The organism is Paenibacillus sp. Y412MC10 (genome assembly GCF_000024685.1).
In the GTDB taxonomy this organism is placed as follows: Bacteria; Bacillota; Bacilli; order Paenibacillales; family Paenibacillaceae; genus Paenibacillus_AQ; species Paenibacillus_AQ lautus_A.
In genome coordinates this window covers 2565167-2585320 of the sequence record NC_013406.1, presented here as the reverse complement: position 1 = coordinate 2585320, position 20154 = coordinate 2565167, and the positions used below count along the sequence as shown (strand labels likewise).

Annotated in this window: 19 protein-coding genes; all 19 read right to left on the bottom strand. The window is 52.1% G+C overall.

All coding sequences use genetic code 11. From position 1 onward, the window contains the following. Positions 1-146 precede the first annotated feature (146 nt). Positions 147-893: a DnaD domain-containing protein gene (locus GYMC10_RS11265; protein ID WP_009595106.1), complete on the bottom strand. Its 747-nt coding sequence runs from the start codon at positions 891-893 to the stop codon at positions 147-149. An 18-nt stretch (positions 894-911) separates the two neighbouring features. Then, positions 912-2207 carry an asparagine--tRNA ligase gene (gene asnS / locus GYMC10_RS11260; protein WP_015734568.1) on the bottom strand — a complete coding sequence of 432 codons (1296 nt, stop codon included), beginning with the start codon at positions 2205-2207 and terminating at the stop codon, positions 912-914. 30 nt (positions 2208-2237) lie between these two features. Next, positions 2238-3446, bottom strand: coding sequence for an acetate/propionate family kinase (locus GYMC10_RS11255; RefSeq protein WP_015734567.1), 1209 nt, complete (start codon positions 3444-3446; stop codon positions 2238-2240). Then, positions 3443-4315 carry a 3-hydroxyacyl-CoA dehydrogenase family protein gene (locus GYMC10_RS11250; RefSeq protein ID WP_015734566.1) on the bottom strand — a complete coding sequence of 291 codons (873 nt, stop codon included), beginning with the start codon at positions 4313-4315 and terminating at the stop codon, positions 3443-3445. The genes GYMC10_RS11255 and GYMC10_RS11250 overlap by 4 nt, the downstream gene beginning before the upstream one ends. A gap of 134 nt (positions 4316-4449) precedes the next feature. After that, positions 4450-5952: an AAA family ATPase gene (locus tag GYMC10_RS11245; RefSeq protein ID WP_015734565.1), complete on the bottom strand. Its 1503-nt coding sequence runs from the start codon at positions 5950-5952 to the stop codon at positions 4450-4452. Continuing rightward, positions 5945-6478, bottom strand: coding sequence for a hypothetical protein (locus GYMC10_RS11240; RefSeq protein ID WP_009595224.1), 534 nt, complete (start codon positions 6476-6478; stop codon positions 5945-5947). The genes GYMC10_RS11245 and GYMC10_RS11240 overlap by 8 nt, the downstream gene beginning before the upstream one ends. Before the next feature lie 258 nt (positions 6479-6736). Beyond that, the gene (locus GYMC10_RS11235) at positions 6737-7255 is read right to left on the bottom strand and encodes a DUF5590 domain-containing protein (protein WP_015734564.1); all 519 of its coding nucleotides are present in this window, start codon (positions 7253-7255) and stop codon (positions 6737-6739) included. Between the two features lie 31 nt (positions 7256-7286). Further along, a complete protein-coding gene (locus GYMC10_RS11230) occupies positions 7287-8588 on the bottom strand; it encodes an amidohydrolase (RefSeq protein WP_015734563.1) in 1302 nt (433 codons plus the stop codon). After that, positions 8563-9228, bottom strand: coding sequence for a redox-sensing transcriptional repressor Rex (locus tag GYMC10_RS11225; protein ID WP_009595150.1), 666 nt, complete (start codon positions 9226-9228; stop codon positions 8563-8565). Before GYMC10_RS11225 ends, GYMC10_RS11230 begins: the two co-directional genes overlap by 26 nt. A 65-nt stretch (positions 9229-9293) precedes the next feature. Next, entirely contained in the window at positions 9294-12170 is a 2877-nt protein-coding gene (gene dinG / locus GYMC10_RS11220) for an ATP-dependent DNA helicase DinG (protein WP_015734562.1), read from the bottom strand. A gap of 170 nt (positions 12171-12340) precedes the next feature. Next, complete coding sequence (locus tag GYMC10_RS11215; protein WP_009595155.1) at positions 12341-12970, bottom strand: hypothetical protein; 630 nt, start codon at positions 12968-12970, stop codon at positions 12341-12343. A gap of 110 nt (positions 12971-13080) precedes the next feature. Next, positions 13081-13464 carry an aspartate 1-decarboxylase gene (gene panD / locus GYMC10_RS11210; RefSeq protein WP_015734561.1) on the bottom strand — a complete coding sequence of 128 codons (384 nt, stop codon included), beginning with the start codon at positions 13462-13464 and terminating at the stop codon, positions 13081-13083. Continuing rightward, positions 13457-14347, bottom strand: coding sequence for a pantoate--beta-alanine ligase (panC, locus tag GYMC10_RS11205; protein ID WP_015734560.1), 891 nt, complete (start codon positions 14345-14347; stop codon positions 13457-13459). The genes panD and panC overlap by 8 nt, the downstream gene beginning before the upstream one ends. Beyond that, entirely contained in the window at positions 14344-15231 is an 888-nt protein-coding gene (gene panB, locus GYMC10_RS11200; RefSeq protein WP_015734559.1) for a 3-methyl-2-oxobutanoate hydroxymethyltransferase, read from the bottom strand. The genes panC and panB overlap by 4 nt, the downstream gene beginning before the upstream one ends. 281 nt (positions 15232-15512) lie before the next feature. Further along, on the bottom strand, positions 15513-16502 hold the full coding sequence (locus GYMC10_RS11195; protein ID WP_015734558.1) for a biotin--[acetyl-CoA-carboxylase] ligase: 990 nt from the start codon (positions 16500-16502) through the stop codon (positions 15513-15515). Then, a complete protein-coding gene (locus GYMC10_RS11190; protein WP_015734557.1) occupies positions 16489-17787 on the bottom strand; it encodes a CCA tRNA nucleotidyltransferase in 1299 nt (432 codons plus the stop codon). Before GYMC10_RS11190 ends, GYMC10_RS11195 begins: the two co-directional genes overlap by 14 nt. Positions 17788-17831: 44 nt before the next feature. Further along, on the bottom strand, positions 17832-18995 hold the full coding sequence (gene bshA / locus GYMC10_RS11185) for an N-acetyl-alpha-D-glucosaminyl L-malate synthase BshA (protein ID WP_015734556.1): 1164 nt from the start codon (positions 18993-18995) through the stop codon (positions 17832-17834). 31 nt (positions 18996-19026) lie between these two features. Then, positions 19027-19734 carry a bacillithiol biosynthesis deacetylase BshB1 gene (gene bshB1 / locus GYMC10_RS11180; protein WP_015734555.1) on the bottom strand — a complete coding sequence of 236 codons (708 nt, stop codon included), beginning with the start codon at positions 19732-19734 and terminating at the stop codon, positions 19027-19029. Beyond that, a complete protein-coding gene (gene mgsA / locus GYMC10_RS11175) occupies positions 19734-20153 on the bottom strand; it encodes a methylglyoxal synthase (RefSeq protein ID WP_015734554.1) in 420 nt (139 codons plus the stop codon). The genes bshB1 and mgsA overlap by 1 nt, the downstream gene beginning before the upstream one ends. Between the last annotated feature and the right edge of the window lies 1 nt (position 20154).

Here is a 20154-nt window from a genome sequence, read left to right as displayed (position 1 = left end):
GAAAAAAGGGACAGCTAGTTTCTGTATTTTGCAAGTTTTATTCGTATAAGACCGCATTTTCCATCATGAGTCAGATCGCTTGGAAACGGAATTTTTCCATCCATCACATACAAAAAAAGCACGTCCTTTATGGACGTGCTTCTGAGCTATCTTCCGATATTTCTGAATTTCTGCGTATAGGCTTTGGCATCCTGTGCGGTACGCACCCGGTTGCGGCTCCATTCGAGCAGGATCCGGTCAATGTAGCGGAAATGCAGTTTGCCCGCAAATACCGCCTCTTTTAGCGCTAACAGGATCAACTCGTCCGGGTAGCGGTCCGCGTCGACCCAGCCGGAGATTGTCTCCAGCTCCATCGGCGATAGCGGACGTCCGAATTCCTTTTCGAAAATGGTGAACAGATTCCGTTCTTCCTTCTCCGGAGCGGGTTTCTCCGATGCAGCTGTTTTGCCGGAAGCTGGTCGGGCATTCAACAGAGGCGAAGCAAACTTGGCTGCTTCAGGGCTTTTGTCCCTGCCCTCTTGGGCCAGGCACGCAGCAAGCTTCTCATACAATCCGTTCAGATTGTACCGCTCATAATGAATTCCCTGGCCCTCGTCGACATATTCATCAATGCCGATCAGTCCCACCTTCATCAGGCGCTGCAGGCTTGCAGCGATGAAGGCGGCAGGAGAGCCCGTTACCTCCGCAAGCTCCTCCAGCGAAGGAAACGTCTTAAACTCCACCTGCTGATACCCGATCAAATGGATGACCAGCATCGCTTCGCGATCGCTTAAACCAAGTGACCGGTAATGCCGGAGCAGGGCATAAGGAATGATCGCCATCCCTTGGCTCATGCCGGCAGCGGCGCCGGCCGTCCAACCGTTCATGCCGGTATCCGCGTTGCCGTGGTCCATGGACTCACCTCTCACGGCTTACGGGTACATCCGGTACAGGGTCCGTGGGAACGGAATCGTTTCACGAACATGATCCAAGCCGCAAATCCACGCAACGGTACGCTCAAGGCCTAAGCCGAATCCGGAATGAGGCACGGTGCCGTATTTACGCAAATCCATATACCATTGATAAGTTTCCATCGATAGGTCATGCTCCTTGAAGCGCTCTTCGAGCAGCTGTGGATCGTCAATCCGCTGCGATCCTCCGATAATCTCGCCGTAACCTTCCGGCGCGATCATATCCGCGCACAGCACGACCTCCGGACAATTCGGATCCGGCTTCATGTAGAACGCCTTGATGCCCGCCGGATAATGGGTAATGAAGACCGGCTTGTCATACTTCTCGGCAATGGCCGTTTCGTGCGGCGCGCCGAAATCCTCGCCCCAAGGAATATCAAAATCCTGCGTGTGCAGGAATTCAATCGCCTCATCGTACGTAATCCGCGGGAACGGCGCTTGAATCGCCTCCAGCTTCGATATGTCGCGACCGATCGTTTCAAGCTCCTGACGGCAGTTTTTAACGACGGATTGCACCACATGGCTAATGAACTGCTCCTGCACCTGAAGGCTCTCCTCATGGTCCGTGAAGGCCATCTCAGGCTCAATCATCCAGAACTCGATGAGGTGACGGCGGGTTTTGGACTTCTCGGCGCGGAATGTCGGCCCGAAGGAGTATACCTTGCCGAGTGCCATGGCAGCAGCTTCCATGTACAGCTGTCCGCTCTGGGTCAAATAGGCATCCTCATCAAAATATTTCGTGTGAAACAGATTGGTTGTGCCTTCCGCAGAAGTCGGGGTCAAAATCGGCGGATCCACCAGCGTAAATCCGTTGGTATCAAAGTACTCTTGAACGGCACGGATAATTTCTGCACGGATCACCATAATCGCACGTTGTTTCTGCGTACGAAGCCACAGATGACGATGGTCCATCAAATAATCGACACCGTGCTCTTTAGGCGTAATCGGATAGTTTTCCGTAAGATGTATAATTTCAATGCCGGTAACTGTCATCTCATAACCCGATTGGCTCCGCGGCTCTTCACGTATAACACCCGTCACATACAAAGAGCTTTCTTGTGTCAGGCTTTTCGCGTCTTCCCATACCTGTTCGGATACTTCGCTCTTCACTACAACGCCCTGGATATAGCCGGAGCCGTCGCGAAGCTGCAGGAATTGAATCTTCCCGCTGGAACGCTTGTTGTTGATCCAGGCGCCGATCGTGACGGTCTCGCCGACATGCTGGTTGACGTTACGAATCACACTTTTGGTGGCCATGCATAAATCTCTCCCTTATATCACTACTATTTAACGGTTGGAAGCTTGAACGATACGATGCGTATCCCGCGCGATAACCAATTCTTCATTGGTAGGGATCACGAGTACCTCAACCTTCGAGTTCGCCGCGGAAATACGGCGCGGCTCGCCGGATCGAATGCTGTTCAGCTCCTCATCCAATTCTACTCCGAGATAGGTAAGCTGCTCAAGCACTCTTTGACGAAGAACGATCGAATTCTCGCCGACGCCCGCCGTAAATACGATGACATCCACGCCATTCATGGCGGCAGCATAAGAACCGATGTATTTACGGACACGATACTCGTACATTTCAAAAGCTAATGTAGAGTTCGGATCGCCTTTTTCCATGCCTTCCGTGATCTCGCGCATATCGCTGCTGATTCCGGAAATCGCCAGCAAGCCGCTGTGCTTGTTCAGCATGGAGTTCACTTCGTTGACGGTCAGCTCTTCCTTGTTCATGACAAACGGCACGATCGCAGGATCCAAATCACCGCTGCGCGTACCCATCATGAGCCCTTCCAGCGGCGTCATGCCCATGGAGGTATCGATGGACTTGCCGCCTTTTACCGCTGTGAGGGAAGCCCCGTTGCCGATATGGCAGGTAATGATCTTCAGATCCTCCAGCGGACGGTTCAGGAATTCTGCCGCTGCCTGGCTGACATAGGCATGGGAAGTACCGTGCGCACCGTAACGACGTACTTTATACTTATTATAAAGTACTCTCGGAATAGCGTACAGGTACGATTTCTCCGGCATGGTCTGATGGAACGCCGTATCAAACACAACGACCTGCGGAACGCCAGGCATATTGGTTTCTGCGGCTTTGATACCCATCATCGAGGCCGGATTGTGAAGCGGAGCCAGATCGAACAAGCGGCGGATTTCCGCTTTGGCGTCACTGTCTACGAGAGCGGACTCTTTAAAAGATTCCCCGCCATGCACCACGCGATGCCCTACGGCCTGAATGCTTTCGATGGAATCGATCACGCCGTGCTCCTCGTTTGTCAGCATGCCAAGCACTTTGCGGATCGCGGTAGTATGCTCCAGAATTTCGCTGACTTCGGTTACGTCCTGTTTTCCTGTCGGCTTATGCGTCAGAATCGAGGAATCCATGCCGATCCGTTCAACCAATCCTTTTGCCAGCACGGATTCATCCGTCATATCGTACAGTTGATACTTCAGCGAAGAACTGCCTGCATTAATTACGAGAATATTCATACCCGGTCACCATCCTTGTCGTACTTGAAAAAGCCTTCTCCGGTTTTAACGCCCAGTTGTCCTGCGCGAACCAATTTCTTCAAGACAATCGATGGACGGTATTTCAGTTCGCCGTACTCGCGGAACATGCGCTCCAGCGCGGCGAGAATGGAATCCAGGCCGAAACGGTCGGCCATCTCCAGCGGTCCGTGCTGGAAGTTATATCCGATTCTCATGGCGTCGTCGATATCTTCCGCGGAGGCTACGCCTTCTTGCAGGAGATGCATCGCTTCGTTGATCATGAGCGTGATCATGCGGGTGGTGACGAAACCTGGAGATTCATAGACCATGATGCCCTTTTTATCCGAAACTTCCTCAACAAAGCGTTTGGTTTCGTTAAACGTATGATCTGAAGTCTTCAGGCCGCGAATGATTTCAACGAGGTCGACCTTGGAAACGGGATGTATGAAGTGCATGCCAATAACACGCTCAGGATATTTGGTGGAGCTGGCGAGCTCCGTCAAACTAAGCGTGGAGGTATTACTTGCTAATATTACGTGGCCTGGACAAACTTGATCCAGCTGTGTAAATACTTCTTTCTTTGCATCCAAGTCCTCTATGATCGTCTCAATTACCATATCGCAGGTGCTAAGCTCCGCAAAATGAGTTACTTTTTGAATCCGGTTCAGGATCAGTTTCTTCTCTGCCTGGGTAATTCCCCATTTCTCCAGTTGTTTATCTAGACTGGTCTCGATCATTCGGTATGAATAGTCCAGTTTCTCTGGAGTTTTCTCTACGAGCAGTACGTCAAGGCCCTTGGCTGCCAGCATCTCCGCAATGCCTTGCCCCATGGTCCCGCCGCCTACAACGCCGATTTTTTTGAAGTACATGGTTTCTACTCCACCCTTTCCTTATCTCTATACTTTAATTGTACCCCATTTGTCGAAAAATACATTTTAGAGCACAAAGTATAATAATATCTTAGCACGACAAAAAAGTAAAAAAAAATAACCAGCATAACAATTTATGCTGGTAAAAGCGCGTTTTCACGAAATTGACAACGAAATTGTTCTCCCGAGAGTATTTCTTCCTTCAACAGGATGTCAAGAGAATTGTCGAATATTGGCCGTTTCTGCTCCAAAAGAGTTTTGGTGCGATTCATCAGCTCTTCCAATATCACATTGTTCTCTTTCATCAGCTCTTCGGTAGTAACCATGTTCATGTTAACGATACCCAGCGACGTCAGACCCGACTTCATCATCGTCTCCACGATGTTCAGCGATTGCTCGAAGTCATTGCTGGAGCCCGTGCTTCGGCCCCCGTAATAGATCTCTTCGGCGGCCGCGCCGCCAAGAGCGATCATAATCTGCTCTTCCAGGAAGGTTTTTGTGTACAAATACTGTTCCTGCTGCGGATTATGGCGAACATAACCAAGCGCCTTGCCGCGCGGGCTGAGCGCGACTTGCTTCACGCTGCCTGGGCGCACCAGCTCTGCCATGATAGCATGTCCCAATTCGTGGATGGCAACACGCTTTTTCTCCTCCAAATTCGATTCACGATCGGAACGCTCGCCCATCATGACCTTGTCAATCGCCATGGACAGATGACGCTGATGGATAAATTGTTCGTTCTCGCGCATCGTATAGATGGCGGCTTCGTTCATGACGCTCTCCAGCTGTGCACCCGAGAAGCCGTAGGCTTCCTCTGCTATTTTCTCCAGGTCGACATCTTGATGCAGCGGCTTATTGCCCGCATGCAGGTTCAAGATATGCGTCCGGCCCTTCTTATCAGGCAGATCCACTTGAATATGGCGGTCGAATCGTCCTGGACGCAGCAGCGCGCTGTCCAGCATTTCTTTACGGTTCGTTGCGGCGATCACCAGAATGCGAGGCGTGTCCTGCGAATAGATGCCGTCCATTTCGGTCAGCAGCTGATTCAGCGTCTGGTCGTACTCTCGCTGTTGGCCGCCTTCGCGTTTACCGCCGATGACGTCGATCTCATCGATGAAGATGATGGCATTTTGCTTGTTTTCTTTGGCCGCGCGGTTGCGGGCATCCTTGAACAAATCCCGGATACGCCCTGCACCGACGCCGACATACATCTCCACGAATTCACTGCCGGAAGCAGCGACAAATATAGAATCGGTATAATGGGCAGCGGCCTTGGCCATCAAGGTCTTCCCTGTTCCCGGAGGCCCTGTGAGAAGAATCCCCTTCAATGGACGTATGCCGAATTTCTTGATGTCTTCGTGACGAATCAGAAAATCCAATGCTTCCCGCAGCTCCTGCTTAGCGTTATCCTGCCCGCCGATTTCCTCGAACGTCAGCTTGGCCGGCCCGCTCTTCTTCCGCTTTCGCTCATTTCCGGCACCAACCGCGATGCCGCCCTTCATCTTGGCTATAAACAGCAAGCCGCCTACGAGTCCTGCAGCTATTAAGAGAGGCACGATGTTCACGCCGACAAACACAAGGAATACCAACAAAACCGGAATGAAACCTAACATAATTTCTTTAGCTAATTTAGGCATGATTCCACACCTCCATTTTGCCAGGTTGACGCGGCAAGATTATAAATTTACCAGACTTGCCGTCCGACAAGCTGACATAGACATTGGTGTCATCGATCGTTGCTTTTGCTTTCAAATTCGGCGACTGGGCAGCCAACTGCTCGAGCGATGATTGAATATCGGTATACTGCTTATTGTCCATCGCTTCGGCAACCGACAGCATCGCTTGCTCCCACCATTGATCCAATGCTTCCGAGGAATGGTCCTCCACCTGGATTCTCAATTCCCGCTTGCCGATCACGGACTTGCCTTCCTGCTTAATATGCTGAACCAAACCTTGTAAATTCGCATCCGGAGCCAAATCAAGATTCAAAGTCACGGTATCCTGTTTAATATCTATATGAGAACTTTTCACGCCGTCGTATTGTGACACAACAGTTGCGAGCGGATTCTGCAAAGCCATCTGCCGATACAGAAACCAACCGCCAAAGAGGACCGATGCTGAGATCACGACAGTCAGCATGATAGGTACAATGCGCAGTTTCATGAAGTTCCTCCTTCAATTTCGATATGAAATTTTGTATAGCAATTGCAGCACAATAATACATATAACAACGATATATAGTGACGCATGTAATTGATCTGCTCAATTCGTACAAGTACGAGTATATCACATCTTATATACTTTTTCATGCTTGTCTGTGAAAATATTTAGAACAGTTTTACCAATTTATTTCTGTATGCGCTTACATATTTATGTGCCAAAGAGGCATCCCTATAAGGGGACGCCTTTTCATTTGTTTTTTTATTGATTAGGAAGAATAATATCATTTCCGATGGCGTTTCCGTCTTGAAAACGATAGAATCTGTAACCGCGCTGACCGTTGTTTTCATATTGCAGCTGCCAGGCATACTCGCCTTCATACATTCCCGGCAGCAATCGCTTGATGACCGCACCCGGCATTTCGTTTCGGATCTGGTCCCGCATCACGGCCTCTGACATGCCCGTATTCAATAACACCGACTGAACGGCATCTGCCCCTTCAACAGGAACGTTATCGTCCGTAAACTTCACCCAGACCATGCGGACTTGATTGTCTTTATCTTTCCCGCTGACCACCCAATAGTTATTGTCCTCGCCCCATACCGATTTATAGGTCTTGTCGGACGAGACCAATTGGCCATGCTGTTTCGCTGCAAGGATCGCCATTCTTTCTTCATTCCACGTATCTTTCATAACATAGGAATAATAGAGCTGTAGGCCAAGCAATAATAGCAGGACGCCGGACACGCTTAGCAATATCCACTTCGTTTTTTTCTTCAAATCCGTCTTCCTCGCTCCCCTTGATTATTCCCTAGAGGGTTGTAAGACGCTCAAATGCACGCTGCGCTTCCCGGCGGATGCGTTCCTCGTCGAGAGTAAGGCTCGCGCCATTCTTCACCACCTGCTTGCCGTCAACCCATACATGCTCTACATCCTTCGCGCTGGCAGAGTAGATCGCGTGAGAAATATAGTCGGTCCGCGGAAGGAAATGCGCCTGATCCGTATTCAATGCGATCATATCGGCTTTCATCCCAACCGCGAGCATACCGATATCCTCAAGGAAAGCGGACTTGGCTCCGTACTCCGTACCCATTCGAAGCGCTTCGGAGGCCGGAATGGCTGTCGGATCCCCGCTCACTCCTTTATGGATCAGGGCAGCCAGCCGCATCTCTTCGAACATATCCAGGTTATTGTTGCTAGCAGGTCCGTCGGTACCGAGCGACACCGTTATGCCGGCTTTGAGCAGCGCAGGTACGCGGGCGACTCCGCTCGCAAGCTTCAAATTGCTTCCGGGATTATGCGATACGGCTACTTGATGCTTGGCCAAGACTTCGATTTCTTCATCGGTCAGATGAACGGCATGCGCAAGGAGCGTAGGACGGGAGAACATGCCCAGCTTCTCCAAATGGGCAACGGGGCGAAGCCCGTAGTCCTTAACATTCTGAGCCACTTCCGTTTCCGTTTCGGACATATGGGTATGCAAAGGCAGGTTCAAGTCATGGGATGCTTGAACGAATTTTTCGATGAAATCCGGCGGGCAGGTATAAGGCGCGTGCGGCGAGATCATCGTCGTAATTCTGCCGTCAGCCTTGCCATGCCAATCCTTCGCGAATGCCACCGCCTCATCCAGCTTCTGCTGCTGTACCTCGGGCGGGCATAAACCGATTACGCCGCGCGTCAGGACGCCGCGCATTCCCGAGTCCTGGACAACCTTCGCGACCTGATCCATATGGTCATACATATCCACAAACGTCGTGGTTCCGCCCTTGATCATCTCCAGCACGGAGAGCGATGTGCCCCAATATACGTCGTCTGACGTGAATTTGGCTTCCATCGGCCACATTTTTTCCTGAAGCCATACCTGCAGCGCCAGATCGTCCCCATAGCCGCGAAGAAGCGACATGGCGGCATGTCCATGCGTGTTCACCAATCCAGGCAGGAAGAACAGATGGGTTCCGTCGATAATCTCTGTTCCCTCTTCCACGACGGGCTCCTCTTCGCCCAGGTACGTGATCCGGTCGTTCTCGACCACCATATATCCGCGCAGCACGGATCGGTCTTCCTCCAGTACTGCAAACGTTCCGTTCTTAACCATCCACTTCGTTGTTGTCATGTGCTGCATCCTCCTTGCCGTTATCCAAATAATAGGCCAAACTTTGCAAATCCGTTGTAAAATCAGCCGTATGAATCCGGATATGGGCTGGGGCTTTCAGGATGGTTGGCGCAAAGTTCAGAATCGCCTCGATCCCTGAGGCGATAAGCTGATTCGCTACGTTCTGCGCTTCGAAATCCGGAACGGTAATAATCCCGATTCGAATGCCGTGCTCATGAACCGTCTTCTCCAGCTCTTCCATCGGCTGTACGACCAAATTGTTAATTTTCATACCAACTTTGGGAGAATACGAATCGAAAATCGCCACAATCTTCATATTATCCTTCAGGAATGCATTGTAATTCGATAATGCATGTCCAAGATTACCGGCCCCGACCAATGCGACATTGATCTTCTGGTCCAGCTTCAGAATCTGGCGAATCTTCTCGATCAGATAAGAAACATCATATCCGATCCCTTTCCGTCCAAAATCACCGAAATACGCCAGGTCCTTACGAATTTGAGCAGGATTGAGGTCCAGCTTCTGTCCCAATTCCTGGGAGGAAACCGTAGAAACCTCCCTCTTCTGAAGCTCATTCAAATAGCGCAAGTATACAGGTAATCTGCGGACCACGGCTTCCGAAATTTTTTCCGATTTCATGCATGCTCCCCCTAATAATAGGTTAATAACCACATCTTTTTTTGTTGATCGTGCTTGGTTTCACTTTATTCCGCTTGGTTTCCCGCGCTTGCCTCTTCCTGCAGCCATTCCGAAATTCGGGGAACGATCCCCTCTGTCGGCATGTGCTCCATCTTCGGCCCCGGCAAGGAATATAAGAAATACTTCCCGTAATAGGATTCAATGACCCGGGTATCGTACACGATCACGATCCCTTTATCTTGTGCTGTTCGCACCAGACGCCCAAACCCCTGTTTGAAACGAATGACCGCTTGCGGAACCGAAAGCTTCATGAAGGGATTCTTCTTCTGCTGCTGCAGCAGTTCGCTCTTGGCTTCGACCAAGGGGTGATTCGGCGGCTGGAACGGCAGCCGGACGATGGCAAGACAAGTCAGCGCCTCACCCGGAATGTCTACCCCTTCCCAGAAGGAGCTGGTGCCCAGCAGCACGGAAGCGCTGCTGTCCTGAAATCTTCGGATTAACTTGGTACGGCTGGTCCCGTCCATACCTTGTCCCAATACCGTGATGTCGCTTGATGCCAGCGCTTCTTTCAGCGGCTCGTGCACCTGGCGCAGCATCCGGTACGAAGTGAACAGGACGAGCATGCGGCCATGCGTAGCGACGGCCGTATCGGCCAAAGACTTCACGAGCGTATTCACAAAGAGTGCATCCCCGACCGATCCCTTCACGCTCGGAAAATCACGCGGCACGACAAGAAGGGCTTGTTCCCTGTAATTAAACGGGGACGGGAGCTGAACCGTGTTCAGGTTCCCCGCTTCAGCCGCTTCCTGAAGACCCAGGTTCTCGATCATGAACTGAAACGATTTGTCCACCGACAAGGTCGCCGATGTCAGAATCACGCTTTGTTTCTTGTCAAAAAACAATTCCTTCAAATGAGAGCTCACGTCGACGGGCACGGCATACAACTGCAGCGATTTGCTGCGGAAATTGCCGTTCGCCTCCATCCAGTATACCGTGCCCTCATCGTTCAGGGCCATGAAGGAGCGCAGGTCTTCGCGATGCGCGGCCAGGTCCTTAAACAGACCCGAAAGGTCGGTTAACAGGCTGTCCGCGCTGTAGTCATCCAAATCTTCCTTCATTTCGGCGATCAGCTTATCGCCCTTGCGCACGACATCGCCCAGCGTCAGATGAATTTGATGCTCCAGTTCGGCCATCGAATCCCAATCCTTCGGCTTCTTCAGCGGGGACAGGCGGAGCGAGAATTGGCCGGCATCTCCCGGAGAAGCGTCTCCGCGTTCCGGAAGCAGTCCGAACAATTGATCGCTGAGCCGATCCCAATTCTCTTTTACGGTAATCAGGTCCGGATACAAACGGTCGATGACGGAAGACCATTCGACTGCCTTCTCGTGCGGCGAAGCTTGCAGCAGCTGGCGCAGAGCCGGGAGCTGCCCGCTTCGGCTGTCTTTGTACAAACGGGTCAAGGTATGGACCACCGAAAAATACTTCATCTGCAAGCCAAGGTGCTTGCCGGCGACATCCTCAAGATGATGCGCTTCGTCGATGACGAGGCGCTCATAGCTTGGCAGCAGCTGATGATTCGCCTTCACGTCGGTGAACAGCTTCGAATGGTTCGTAATGACGACATCCGCGATGCCTGCTTCATGCTTGGCCCTGTGATAGTAGCATTTGCGGAACCAAGGGCAGGCGCGTCCGAGGCAAGAATCCGAATCGCTGGAGATGGTCTCCCAAAAATCCCCTCCGCGTCCGCCAAGGTTTAGCTCTTCATCATCCCCGTTCTCCGTCTGGGTTAGCCAGACCAGCATCTGGGCCGCCGTGATTACGTCTTCCTTCGGGGAATGAAAATCTCTTCTATTTATTTTATGTTCAAATTTTCTCAAACACAAATAATGTCCCCTGCCCTTGAAAATGGCCGCCTTAAAAGGAAAAGGAACAACCTGGGTGAGCAGGGGAATATCCCGGTCACGCAGCTGTTCTTGAAGGTTGATCGTATGCGTGCTCACCATAACCTTCTGTTCCTGCTTCACGCTTTGATAGATCGACGGCAGCAAATATCCAAGGGATTTGCCGGTTCCCGTGCCTGCTTCGATCAATAGATGTTTATTGTCATCCAGCGCCTGCATCACTTCCTGGAACATCATGTCCTGGGCATCCCTGCTCTCGTAATGAGGCAGCGTTTCCTTCAGGCGTTCACGGACATCGTTCATGTATTGCTCGAAGCTTACATCGGCCAAAGGGTTGGGCTCAGTCTCATCTCTGACAGGTGCTATATCGTTCCAATCATCCACCGCCAAGGCAAACTGGCGGTAGTACGTATGGGTGTCCCCCGCTTGTACGGCTTGGTGCTCCCTGTCGGAACGAATGCCGTCAAAGAACCAGGCCAAGTCGCTGTCCTCGTCGGCAAACAGGTCGCTTAAACGCTGAATGGTGAGCAGCGGAAGCTCGTCGATCTCCTCCAAACATTTCAGCAGCGCATAGGCTGTGGCAAGCGCATCGCTGTCCGCCTGGTGCGGACGGTCATGCTCCAGGCCGAAATGAGAGGACACCATCCCGAGCTGGTAGGACGGGAGCGAGGGAAAGCATATTTTTAAGAAGTGCATCGTATCTAGAATACGGCCGCTGAACGGTAAATAGCCGCAGCGATCGAGCGCGTTTTGCAAAAAGTTAAAATCAAAAGCGACGTTATGTCCAACCAATACGACATCGTCGAGCATGGGCACAAGCTCCATCATCATTTCTTCCAATGACGGAGCATCCGCTACATCACTGTCGGAAATGCCGGTCAAACCGGTAATAAAAGGAGGGATCGGAATCCCGGGATTGACATAGGTGCCGTATACGCGGGATATGCTTCGATCCTCTTCGATGATGGCCAGTCCAACCTGAATGATTTCATCTGCAGACTGGTTGCCCGTGGTTTCAAAATCCAATACGGCAAATTTCATTTCGATAAAATCCCTTTCCTCCAGACTAATTAACAGCATACCAGAAGTTGCGGGTTTTGAACATTCCGGGTAAAAAATCCCCAGGCTTTCTGTACCGCTCCCGTACGCAAAAAGCGATGCCAAAGTCTCAAGGGTGAGCTCTGGCATCGCTTCTTGTTGTGGCTTGAGTTCTACAGCAAAGAGATCAATTGGCTGCCGTACTGGAGCTCACCGCGATTCTGCTTGCAGACCTCCAGGTTGATCATGGGGTCGGGAAGCGTTGGATCGCTATGAATCGCCAGTGCAAAATGTTCCTCGGCCTTTGCTTGTTGGCCATTCAACACCTCGATGCATCCAAGCGCATTGTAGATCATCGCCCGAAGCTTTCTGTTGTCAGCCAGGGGCAGGATGGAGATCAGTACGTCGGATGCTTGGGCGGTTTGCCCCAAATACAGATGGGACATGGCAATGTACAACTTGATCAGAAGGCTGTCCGGAAATACCGCGGCGGCTGCCTCAAACTGCTGTATGGCCGGCTGGAACATCAACAGCTTGTAGTAACCTTGACCGCGAACGAACGCATCCAGCTGCAATTCAGGCGCTTCGGTCGGCGGAAAAACCGGAGGTGACGCTGCACTCTCGCGGAAGATGGCCATTTTTTCTTCAAAATGCAGCCACTCCTCGATAATGCCCTCGCTCATGCTTTTGAGCATGTTCCAGTTTTGTACCAGCGCCTGTTTTTGGGGACCTTGAGCAGAAGGGTAATGCTTCACAATTTCATCTAACATGTTGTTCATTTCGGCGAATACATGTTGAAACATAGCTGCATCCCACCCTTAGCGGAAAAATGAGATCAGTGCGTCGACCTGAACTCATTTTCTGTAGAAGACGGTCTTTTCATCCCTTTAGGGTCCCGACACATTTTGGTTCTTTAGAGAATGGCGGCGTGAACTTCGCGATATTCCGTCGTAACCGGCTTATTCGATTCGTCGACGATCACGACCGTCGGGGTGTGATGGTCGTATTCCTCTTTGGACATCATGGCATAAGAAATGATAATGACGTTGTCGCCGGGCTGTACAAGACGTGCGGCTGCTCCGTTCAAGCAAATGACGCCGCTGCCGCGCTCGCCTTTGATCACGTACGTTTCCAGACGGGCGCCGTTGTTATTGTTCACGATTTGAACTTTTTCATTCTCCAGAAGGTCTGCAGCCTCCATTAGATCCTCATCAATGGTAATGCTGCCCACATAGTTCAGATTGGCTTCCGTCACCGTTGCGCGGTGGATTTTGGATTTCATCATCGTTCTAAACATGGGATCCCCCTACTTTTGGTTGAAGTAATGCATTGTCAATGAGACGGGTGCGGCCAAAACGCACGGCCAGCGCCATGATGACGGTTCTGTCTTCATCCACAATGCGGTATGAATCTTCCACGGGCGCAAGCTCCGGGAAGGTGAGCAATTCCGCGTAATCGATATCAGCGAGCGGAGAGCGGGATATATAATCCCGAAGATGAGCGCGGATCTCTCCTGCCGTCGTCGCTTGTCCCTGCCGGATTGCCTCCTGAGCCGTCCGCAGCGAGCCCGACAGCACAAGCGCCTGTTCCCGCTCTTCCGGCTTCAGATACACGTTGCGCGAGCTTAGGGCAAGGCCGTCGGATTCGCGAATGATCGGACATGGCACGATGGTCACATCCATATTCAAATCCCGTACCATTTGTTCTATGACGGCCACCTGCTGCGCATCCTTCATCCCGAAGAAGGCAAAATCAGGCTTTACGATATTGAACAATTTATTCACAACCGTGGTGACACCGTCAAAATGCCCGGGACGGGAGGCCCCGCACAACAATGACGTAATTTCCGCTACGGCAATTTTGGTTTTGGTCGGCTGAGGGTACATTTCCTCTACCGCAGGAATGAATACCACGTCCACCCCTTCGGATTCCGCCAACGCCAGGTCACGCGCTTCATCCCGAGGATAAGTTTCATAATCCTCGCCCGGTCCGAACTGAATCGGATTGACAAAGATACTGATGACCACCGTGCCTGACATTTCCCGCGCCTTCCGCATCAGGCTGGCGTGTCCTTCGTGCAAATATCCCATCGTAGGCACGAGGCCTACCGGGCCTCTGCCGGACCCCAGCCGGTCCCGAAGCTCAGGTCTTAAATCCGCAATGCTGCGAATCACTTTCATGATGTCGTGCCCACCTTTTCCTTTTGGCTTCCATATAATGCCGTTGTCGTTTCGGAACCGGCATTGTTCTCCGTCTTGAACACATGCTCCTCGGCCGGGAATGCGCGGTCCTTCACTTCCTTCACATACTGCGTGATACCCTCGCGGATAACGGAGCCGACATCGGCGTAAGTTTTCACGAAGCGTTTGTCCCGATAAGGGGACGCGTATTTCAATATATCATGGAATACCAGCACCTGGCCGTCACAATAACGACCGGCGCCGATGCCAATGGTCGGGATGCTCAGCGCTTTGGATATGTCAGCAGCCGCTTCTTCCGTAACCAGCTCCAACACGATAGCAAATGCGCCGGCCGCTTCAAGCGCCTTGGCATCGTTCATGAGCCGCTGCGCATCTTGGGCATCCTTGCCTTGAATCCGGTAGCCGCCGATCTGGTTTACCGACTGAGGCGTCAGCCCGATATGGCCCAGCACAGGGACCCCGGATTGTACGATCCGTTTTACGGTATCGGCGATTTCTTCGCCGCCCTCCATTTTCACGGCATGCGCATGACCTTCCTGCATCAATCGCCGCACGCCGCGCAAGCTTTCATCGATGCCTCCATGATAAGTCATGAACGGCATATCCGCTACGATGAACGTATCCTCGGCTCCGCGAGCGACAGCGCGTGTATGGTACACCATGTCGTCCAGCGTAACGGGAATCGTGGAGTTATAACCCAGCACGACGTTGCCGAGGGAATCGCCCACCAGTATCATATCAATATCCGCTTCTTCCGCCAGCTTGGCGGAAGGATAATCGTATGCGGTCAGCATCGTGATCGGTACGCCCTTCTTCTTCATGTTCTTCAGTTTCACGATGTTCAGTGGTTGTTTGCCTGCCATTGTGACACAGCCTCCCTGTGTGATGTAGTTAGACACAATAAAAAAAACCTTTTAGCACGTACTTGCTAAAAAGTCCGAAAGGCAAAAAAGAGTCACTCGCGATCGTCCCTTCTGTCTCGGTCCTTTCGGCTCAGAGCAGAATCCAACGTAACCGGCATAACAGTTATGAAGGTGTTCTAAATCATAATTCCCACTTGCTGCAGAGTGCAATTCGCTCATGGCGATACCGCCTCTATAGTTGTAGTATATCAAATTCCAGCTCCGATTTCACCATGTTTCATTTACCTGGTATTAAAAAGAATATCGCCCGAATACACGGGAACGAGTTCACCATGCTGGTTGCGGACCAGCAGAGCGCCGTCCTGGTTGAGTCCCGTCGCAATCCCGCTAAAACGGTCACGGGCCGTCTGTACTTGAACCTCGCGGCCCACCGTTCCGGATAAAGCTTCCCAGAGCGAGGCTACGGGCTCGAAGCCCTGCTCGTTGTACAATTCGTATAAAACCTCCATCTCCGACATGATGGACTGGATCAGCGATGTCCGGTTGACGGTTTTCCCGCCGGCGATCCGAATCGACGTCGCAACGTTCCGCAATTCCTCCGGAAAATCCGCTTCTTTCAGATTCGCGCTGATTCCGATGCCAGCAATGCAGTAACGTACTCTTTCATCTTCGGTTGCAGACTCCAGCAGAATGCCGCAAACCTTTTTGCCCTGATACAGAATATCGTTCGGCCATTTGATGTCGGTTTGCACGCCGGCGGATTTAGCGATGGCGCGGCATACCGCCACGCCTGTCAATAAGGTAAGCTGCTGGGTTAGATGCAGCGGCTGCTTCGGCCTGAGCACCAGGCTCATCCATATGCCTTTGCCTCTCGGGGAATGAAATTTCCTTCCCATTCTGCCCCGGCCGCCCGTCTGCTCTTCCGAGATGACAAGCGTGCCTTCGGCTGCCCCTTCTTCCGCCAACTGCCGGGCATCCTCCTGAGTTGACGTCGTTTTGTCCAGCAGCTTGATCGATTTGCCGAAGTACCGACTGGTCATGCCCGCTGTCAGTTGATCCCCGCTCAGTCGGTCCGGCTCGTCCAACATGCGGTAGCCAAGCCGCGGAACGGCCTCGAAATCATACCCTGCATTCCGAAGCTTATTGATCTGCTTCCATACGGCCGTCCGGCTGATGGACAATTTTCGGCTAATCTCTTCCCCGGACAGAAACTGACCGGCATTCTCCTGGAACATTTTCAGAAGTGCGTTGTCTTGATCATGATCCTTCATTATGAATTACCACCCGCTTTGCTTCTTCAATCAACGATTCCTTATCGTTGTTAATCAAACCTGCCGCCGCTTTCCCCAGCAGCAGCCCGAGAAGTTCCCCAAGCCACGGGCCTCCGCGTCTGCCCAGCGTCTCAAGCAATTCGCTGCCGGTGATGGCCAAATCCTTCAAGCTGCGGATCCGGAGATCCTGCAGCCACACGTCAAGCTGCCGGATGAAGGTCAGCGGAGCAGAAGACGCTCCCGCGTGATGCAAAGCCGTTTGCATTTCCAGCCATCCTTGGGCTGCCTCGACACCGTAGGCAAGGACTAGGCTGATCCACTTAAGCCTGCTGCTTTCGGCATCGCCCGCATTCGGTTGCTGCAGATAGGATTCATGCAGCGAGAGCAGTTTCACGATGGATTCCCGCTGCTTATTGGAGAAAGTCCATGACCGCAGCAGCTCCTCTGCTTGCTGAGCTGTAGTGCCGCATGCGAGCAGGAGCAAGGACCAACGGATCGTCGCATGGTCCGGTTCAATCCGCTCCATGGCTTCGATCGTCTTCCTATCATGCGTGGTATAGGGAAAGGGCGCTTTCATCCGGGAATGCAGTCCGCTCCGGACAAACATCTCCAATCCGCGCAGCGGGGACGGCCCAGCCAGAATTTTCTCGAATTCGCTGCGGATGCGTTCCATCGCAATCCAGCCTAAGGTGTCTCTCTCCGAGAGGATCCCTCTCCATGTACGGAGTGCGATGGAGAAACCGAACACGGAGGCAAAACGGATGCAGCGCACCATGCGCAGGGCGTCTTCGCGAAAACGAAGACGGGCTTCGCCCACGCAGCGAATCACCTTTCGGTCAATATCCTCTCGTCCGCCGAACGGGTCAACCCAGGAACCGTCAATTCCTCTGGCCATTGCGTTCATGGTGAAGTCGCGCCGCCTCAAATCTTCCTTCACTTCCCCGACGAAAGCGACCTCCGTCGGATGACGATGGTCCTCATAACCGCTCTCCACCCGATATGTCGTCACTTCAAAAGACTGGCCTTCCATCAGCACCGTCACGGTTCCGTGCTTGATTCCTGTTGGAATTACTTTAGGGAAGACGGAACAGGTGACTTCCGGCAAGGCGGAGGTGGTAATATCCATGTCGCTGACCCTGCGCCCCATGTATTCATCACGGACACAGCCTCCGACCCAATACGCTTCATGTCCATGCCGAAGCAGAGTGCGGATCACATCCGCACTCCGCTCGGCCATGTCGGGGTCCGCGTTGCGCCATCGAATCGAATTATACATATCTGCCATAGTTTCCCGTTCCTTTTATCCGAAAAACAACGAGAGGGTCGAGCTTAGCCGCAAACCGGCTTCAGCTCGCTAACCTCCCGTCCCAATACTCGGTAATAGATTTCCTCGTACTTGCCCCGTATCAATTCATTGCAGAACATCGTTTTGGAACGCTGCAGGCATGCCTTGCGCAGCCGTTCGCTAAGGGCTTCATCCTTACATATTTCAAGCACGTGCTGAGCCATCGAATGCGTGTCTCCGATTGGAGCCAGATACCCGGTTTCCCCATGGGTAACCAGCTCGGGAATGCCGCCTGCCGTGGATCCGACCGTTGGCACTCCGCACGCCATTGCTTCCAGGGCGACCAGGCCAAAGCTTTCTTTCTCGGATGGGAGCAGAAGCACGTCCGCCATCGAGATCACATGGGCAATCTCGTCTTGTTTGCCGAGAAAATGCACCTTGCTGCCAAGCCCCAGCTCATTGATCCGGCATTGAATCTTCGGAAGCTCTGGCCCTTCCCCGACTAACAGCAGTTTCGCGGGTACCTGCTCCTGCACCTGGGCGAATATTTCCAATACGTCGCCTACCCGTTTCACGGGACGGAAGTTGGAAATATGCATCATGATTTTTTCGTTCGGATCGGCATAATCATTACGCAGCGATCTCGAATCCCGCGGATAATACACCCGCGGATCCACGAAATTATAGGTAAGGTCGATGTCGCGGCTTATATCCAGCAGCTCCCGCGTCTCACGAATAAGATCCTGTGAAACGGCGGTAACGGCATCACTTTCATTAATGGCAAGCCTGATCAAATCCTTCAGCGACTCGTCCTGCGCCAGCACCGTAATATCGGTTCCGTGGAGCGTCGTAACGACTTTCAGCTGATCTCCGACCATCTGCTTGGCCAAGAAGGCACATACGGCATGCGGCACGGCATAGTGCACATGAAGCACGTCAAGCTGCTGCATTTTTGCCACCTGAGCCATTTTGGTCGCCAGCGACAGGTCATATGGGGGATAACGAAACACATAATAGTCGTTTACTTCAACTTCATGATAAAAAATATTTTTATGGAAAGTTCCTAAACGGAACGGAATGCTGTGAGCGATAAAATGAACCTGGTGGCCTTGCTCCGCGAGGAGTTTGCCCAGCTCGGTCGCCACGACTCCTGACCCGCCGAGCGATGGGTAACAGGTAATGCCGATTTTTAATGGTTGCTGATTCATGTCAGGCCTCCTTTATGTACGCCTCTATATATTATGCCTGCTTGGGGCCGAATAGATGAACAACATACGGACTTTTACAAGCAAAGCCCTCTGCATAAGGAATAAGCCTGCGCGCTCCAAGCAGTGAATCCCTGGCCCGCACACGCTCGATGTACCCCTCGGTCAACGGGGTTGAGACTGCATCTTCTTCAGCCTTCTCGAACTGGGAACGGTAACAAGATAAGGCCTGCTCCTTAACGCCGTAATGCTCCGTAACGTCAACGACCAAATCCGTTCTTCCGATATCGTTTATGAAATAAAAATAAAGCTCGTCCACCTTAACCGGCGGTTGCTCGGGCATGTATCGGCGAAGCTTGGCATTGAATACCGCTTCCTCAACCAACCGGCTGCAAGCGACATGGTCCGGATGGCGATCCTCCCAGTAGGGAGCAAATACAATAGAAGGAGAAAACTTGCGAATCTCGGCCGTGACCCTTTCAATATGCTCCCGCGTCACGAACAAACCTCGATCCGGCAGCCCCAGATTCGTTCGGACCTTGAGATCCAAAATACCGGCAGCTTGCTCTGCCTCCTGCTTGCGAAGATCGACGGTACCGTTCGACGACATTTCCGCCTGCGTGAGATCGCAGATCCCGACCGACAGCCCAGCTGCCGTATGCTTTGCAATCGTTCCTGCCATTCCGATCTCGGCATCGTCTGCATGTGCTCCGAAGATTAATATGTCCAGTTTGGTGTTCATCAGCTATCCACACCCGGTTTATATTTATGAACGAGTTCGCGCCATGCAAAATCGCCGCGGTCCAGCGCCTTGACGAGAATCTCAGCCGTCGCCACATTGGTAGCAAGCGGTATTCCCTGCACGTCGCACAAACGGAGGAGTGCATTGATGTCCGGTTCATGAGGCTGTGCCATCAACGGATCCCGAAGAAAAATAATCAGGTCCATCTCATTGTCCGCCACAAGAGCTCCGATCTGCTGATCGCCGCCCAGCGGTCCCGAGGCAAAACGGTGAATGCTGAGTTTGGTTTGCTCCATAATCCGGGTTCCCGTCGTTCCAGTCGAGTATAATTTATGATCTTCGAATACATTTTCATAAGCGATAACGAAATTGACCATTTCCTCTTTTTTGCGGTCATGCGCGATAAATGCAATATTCATA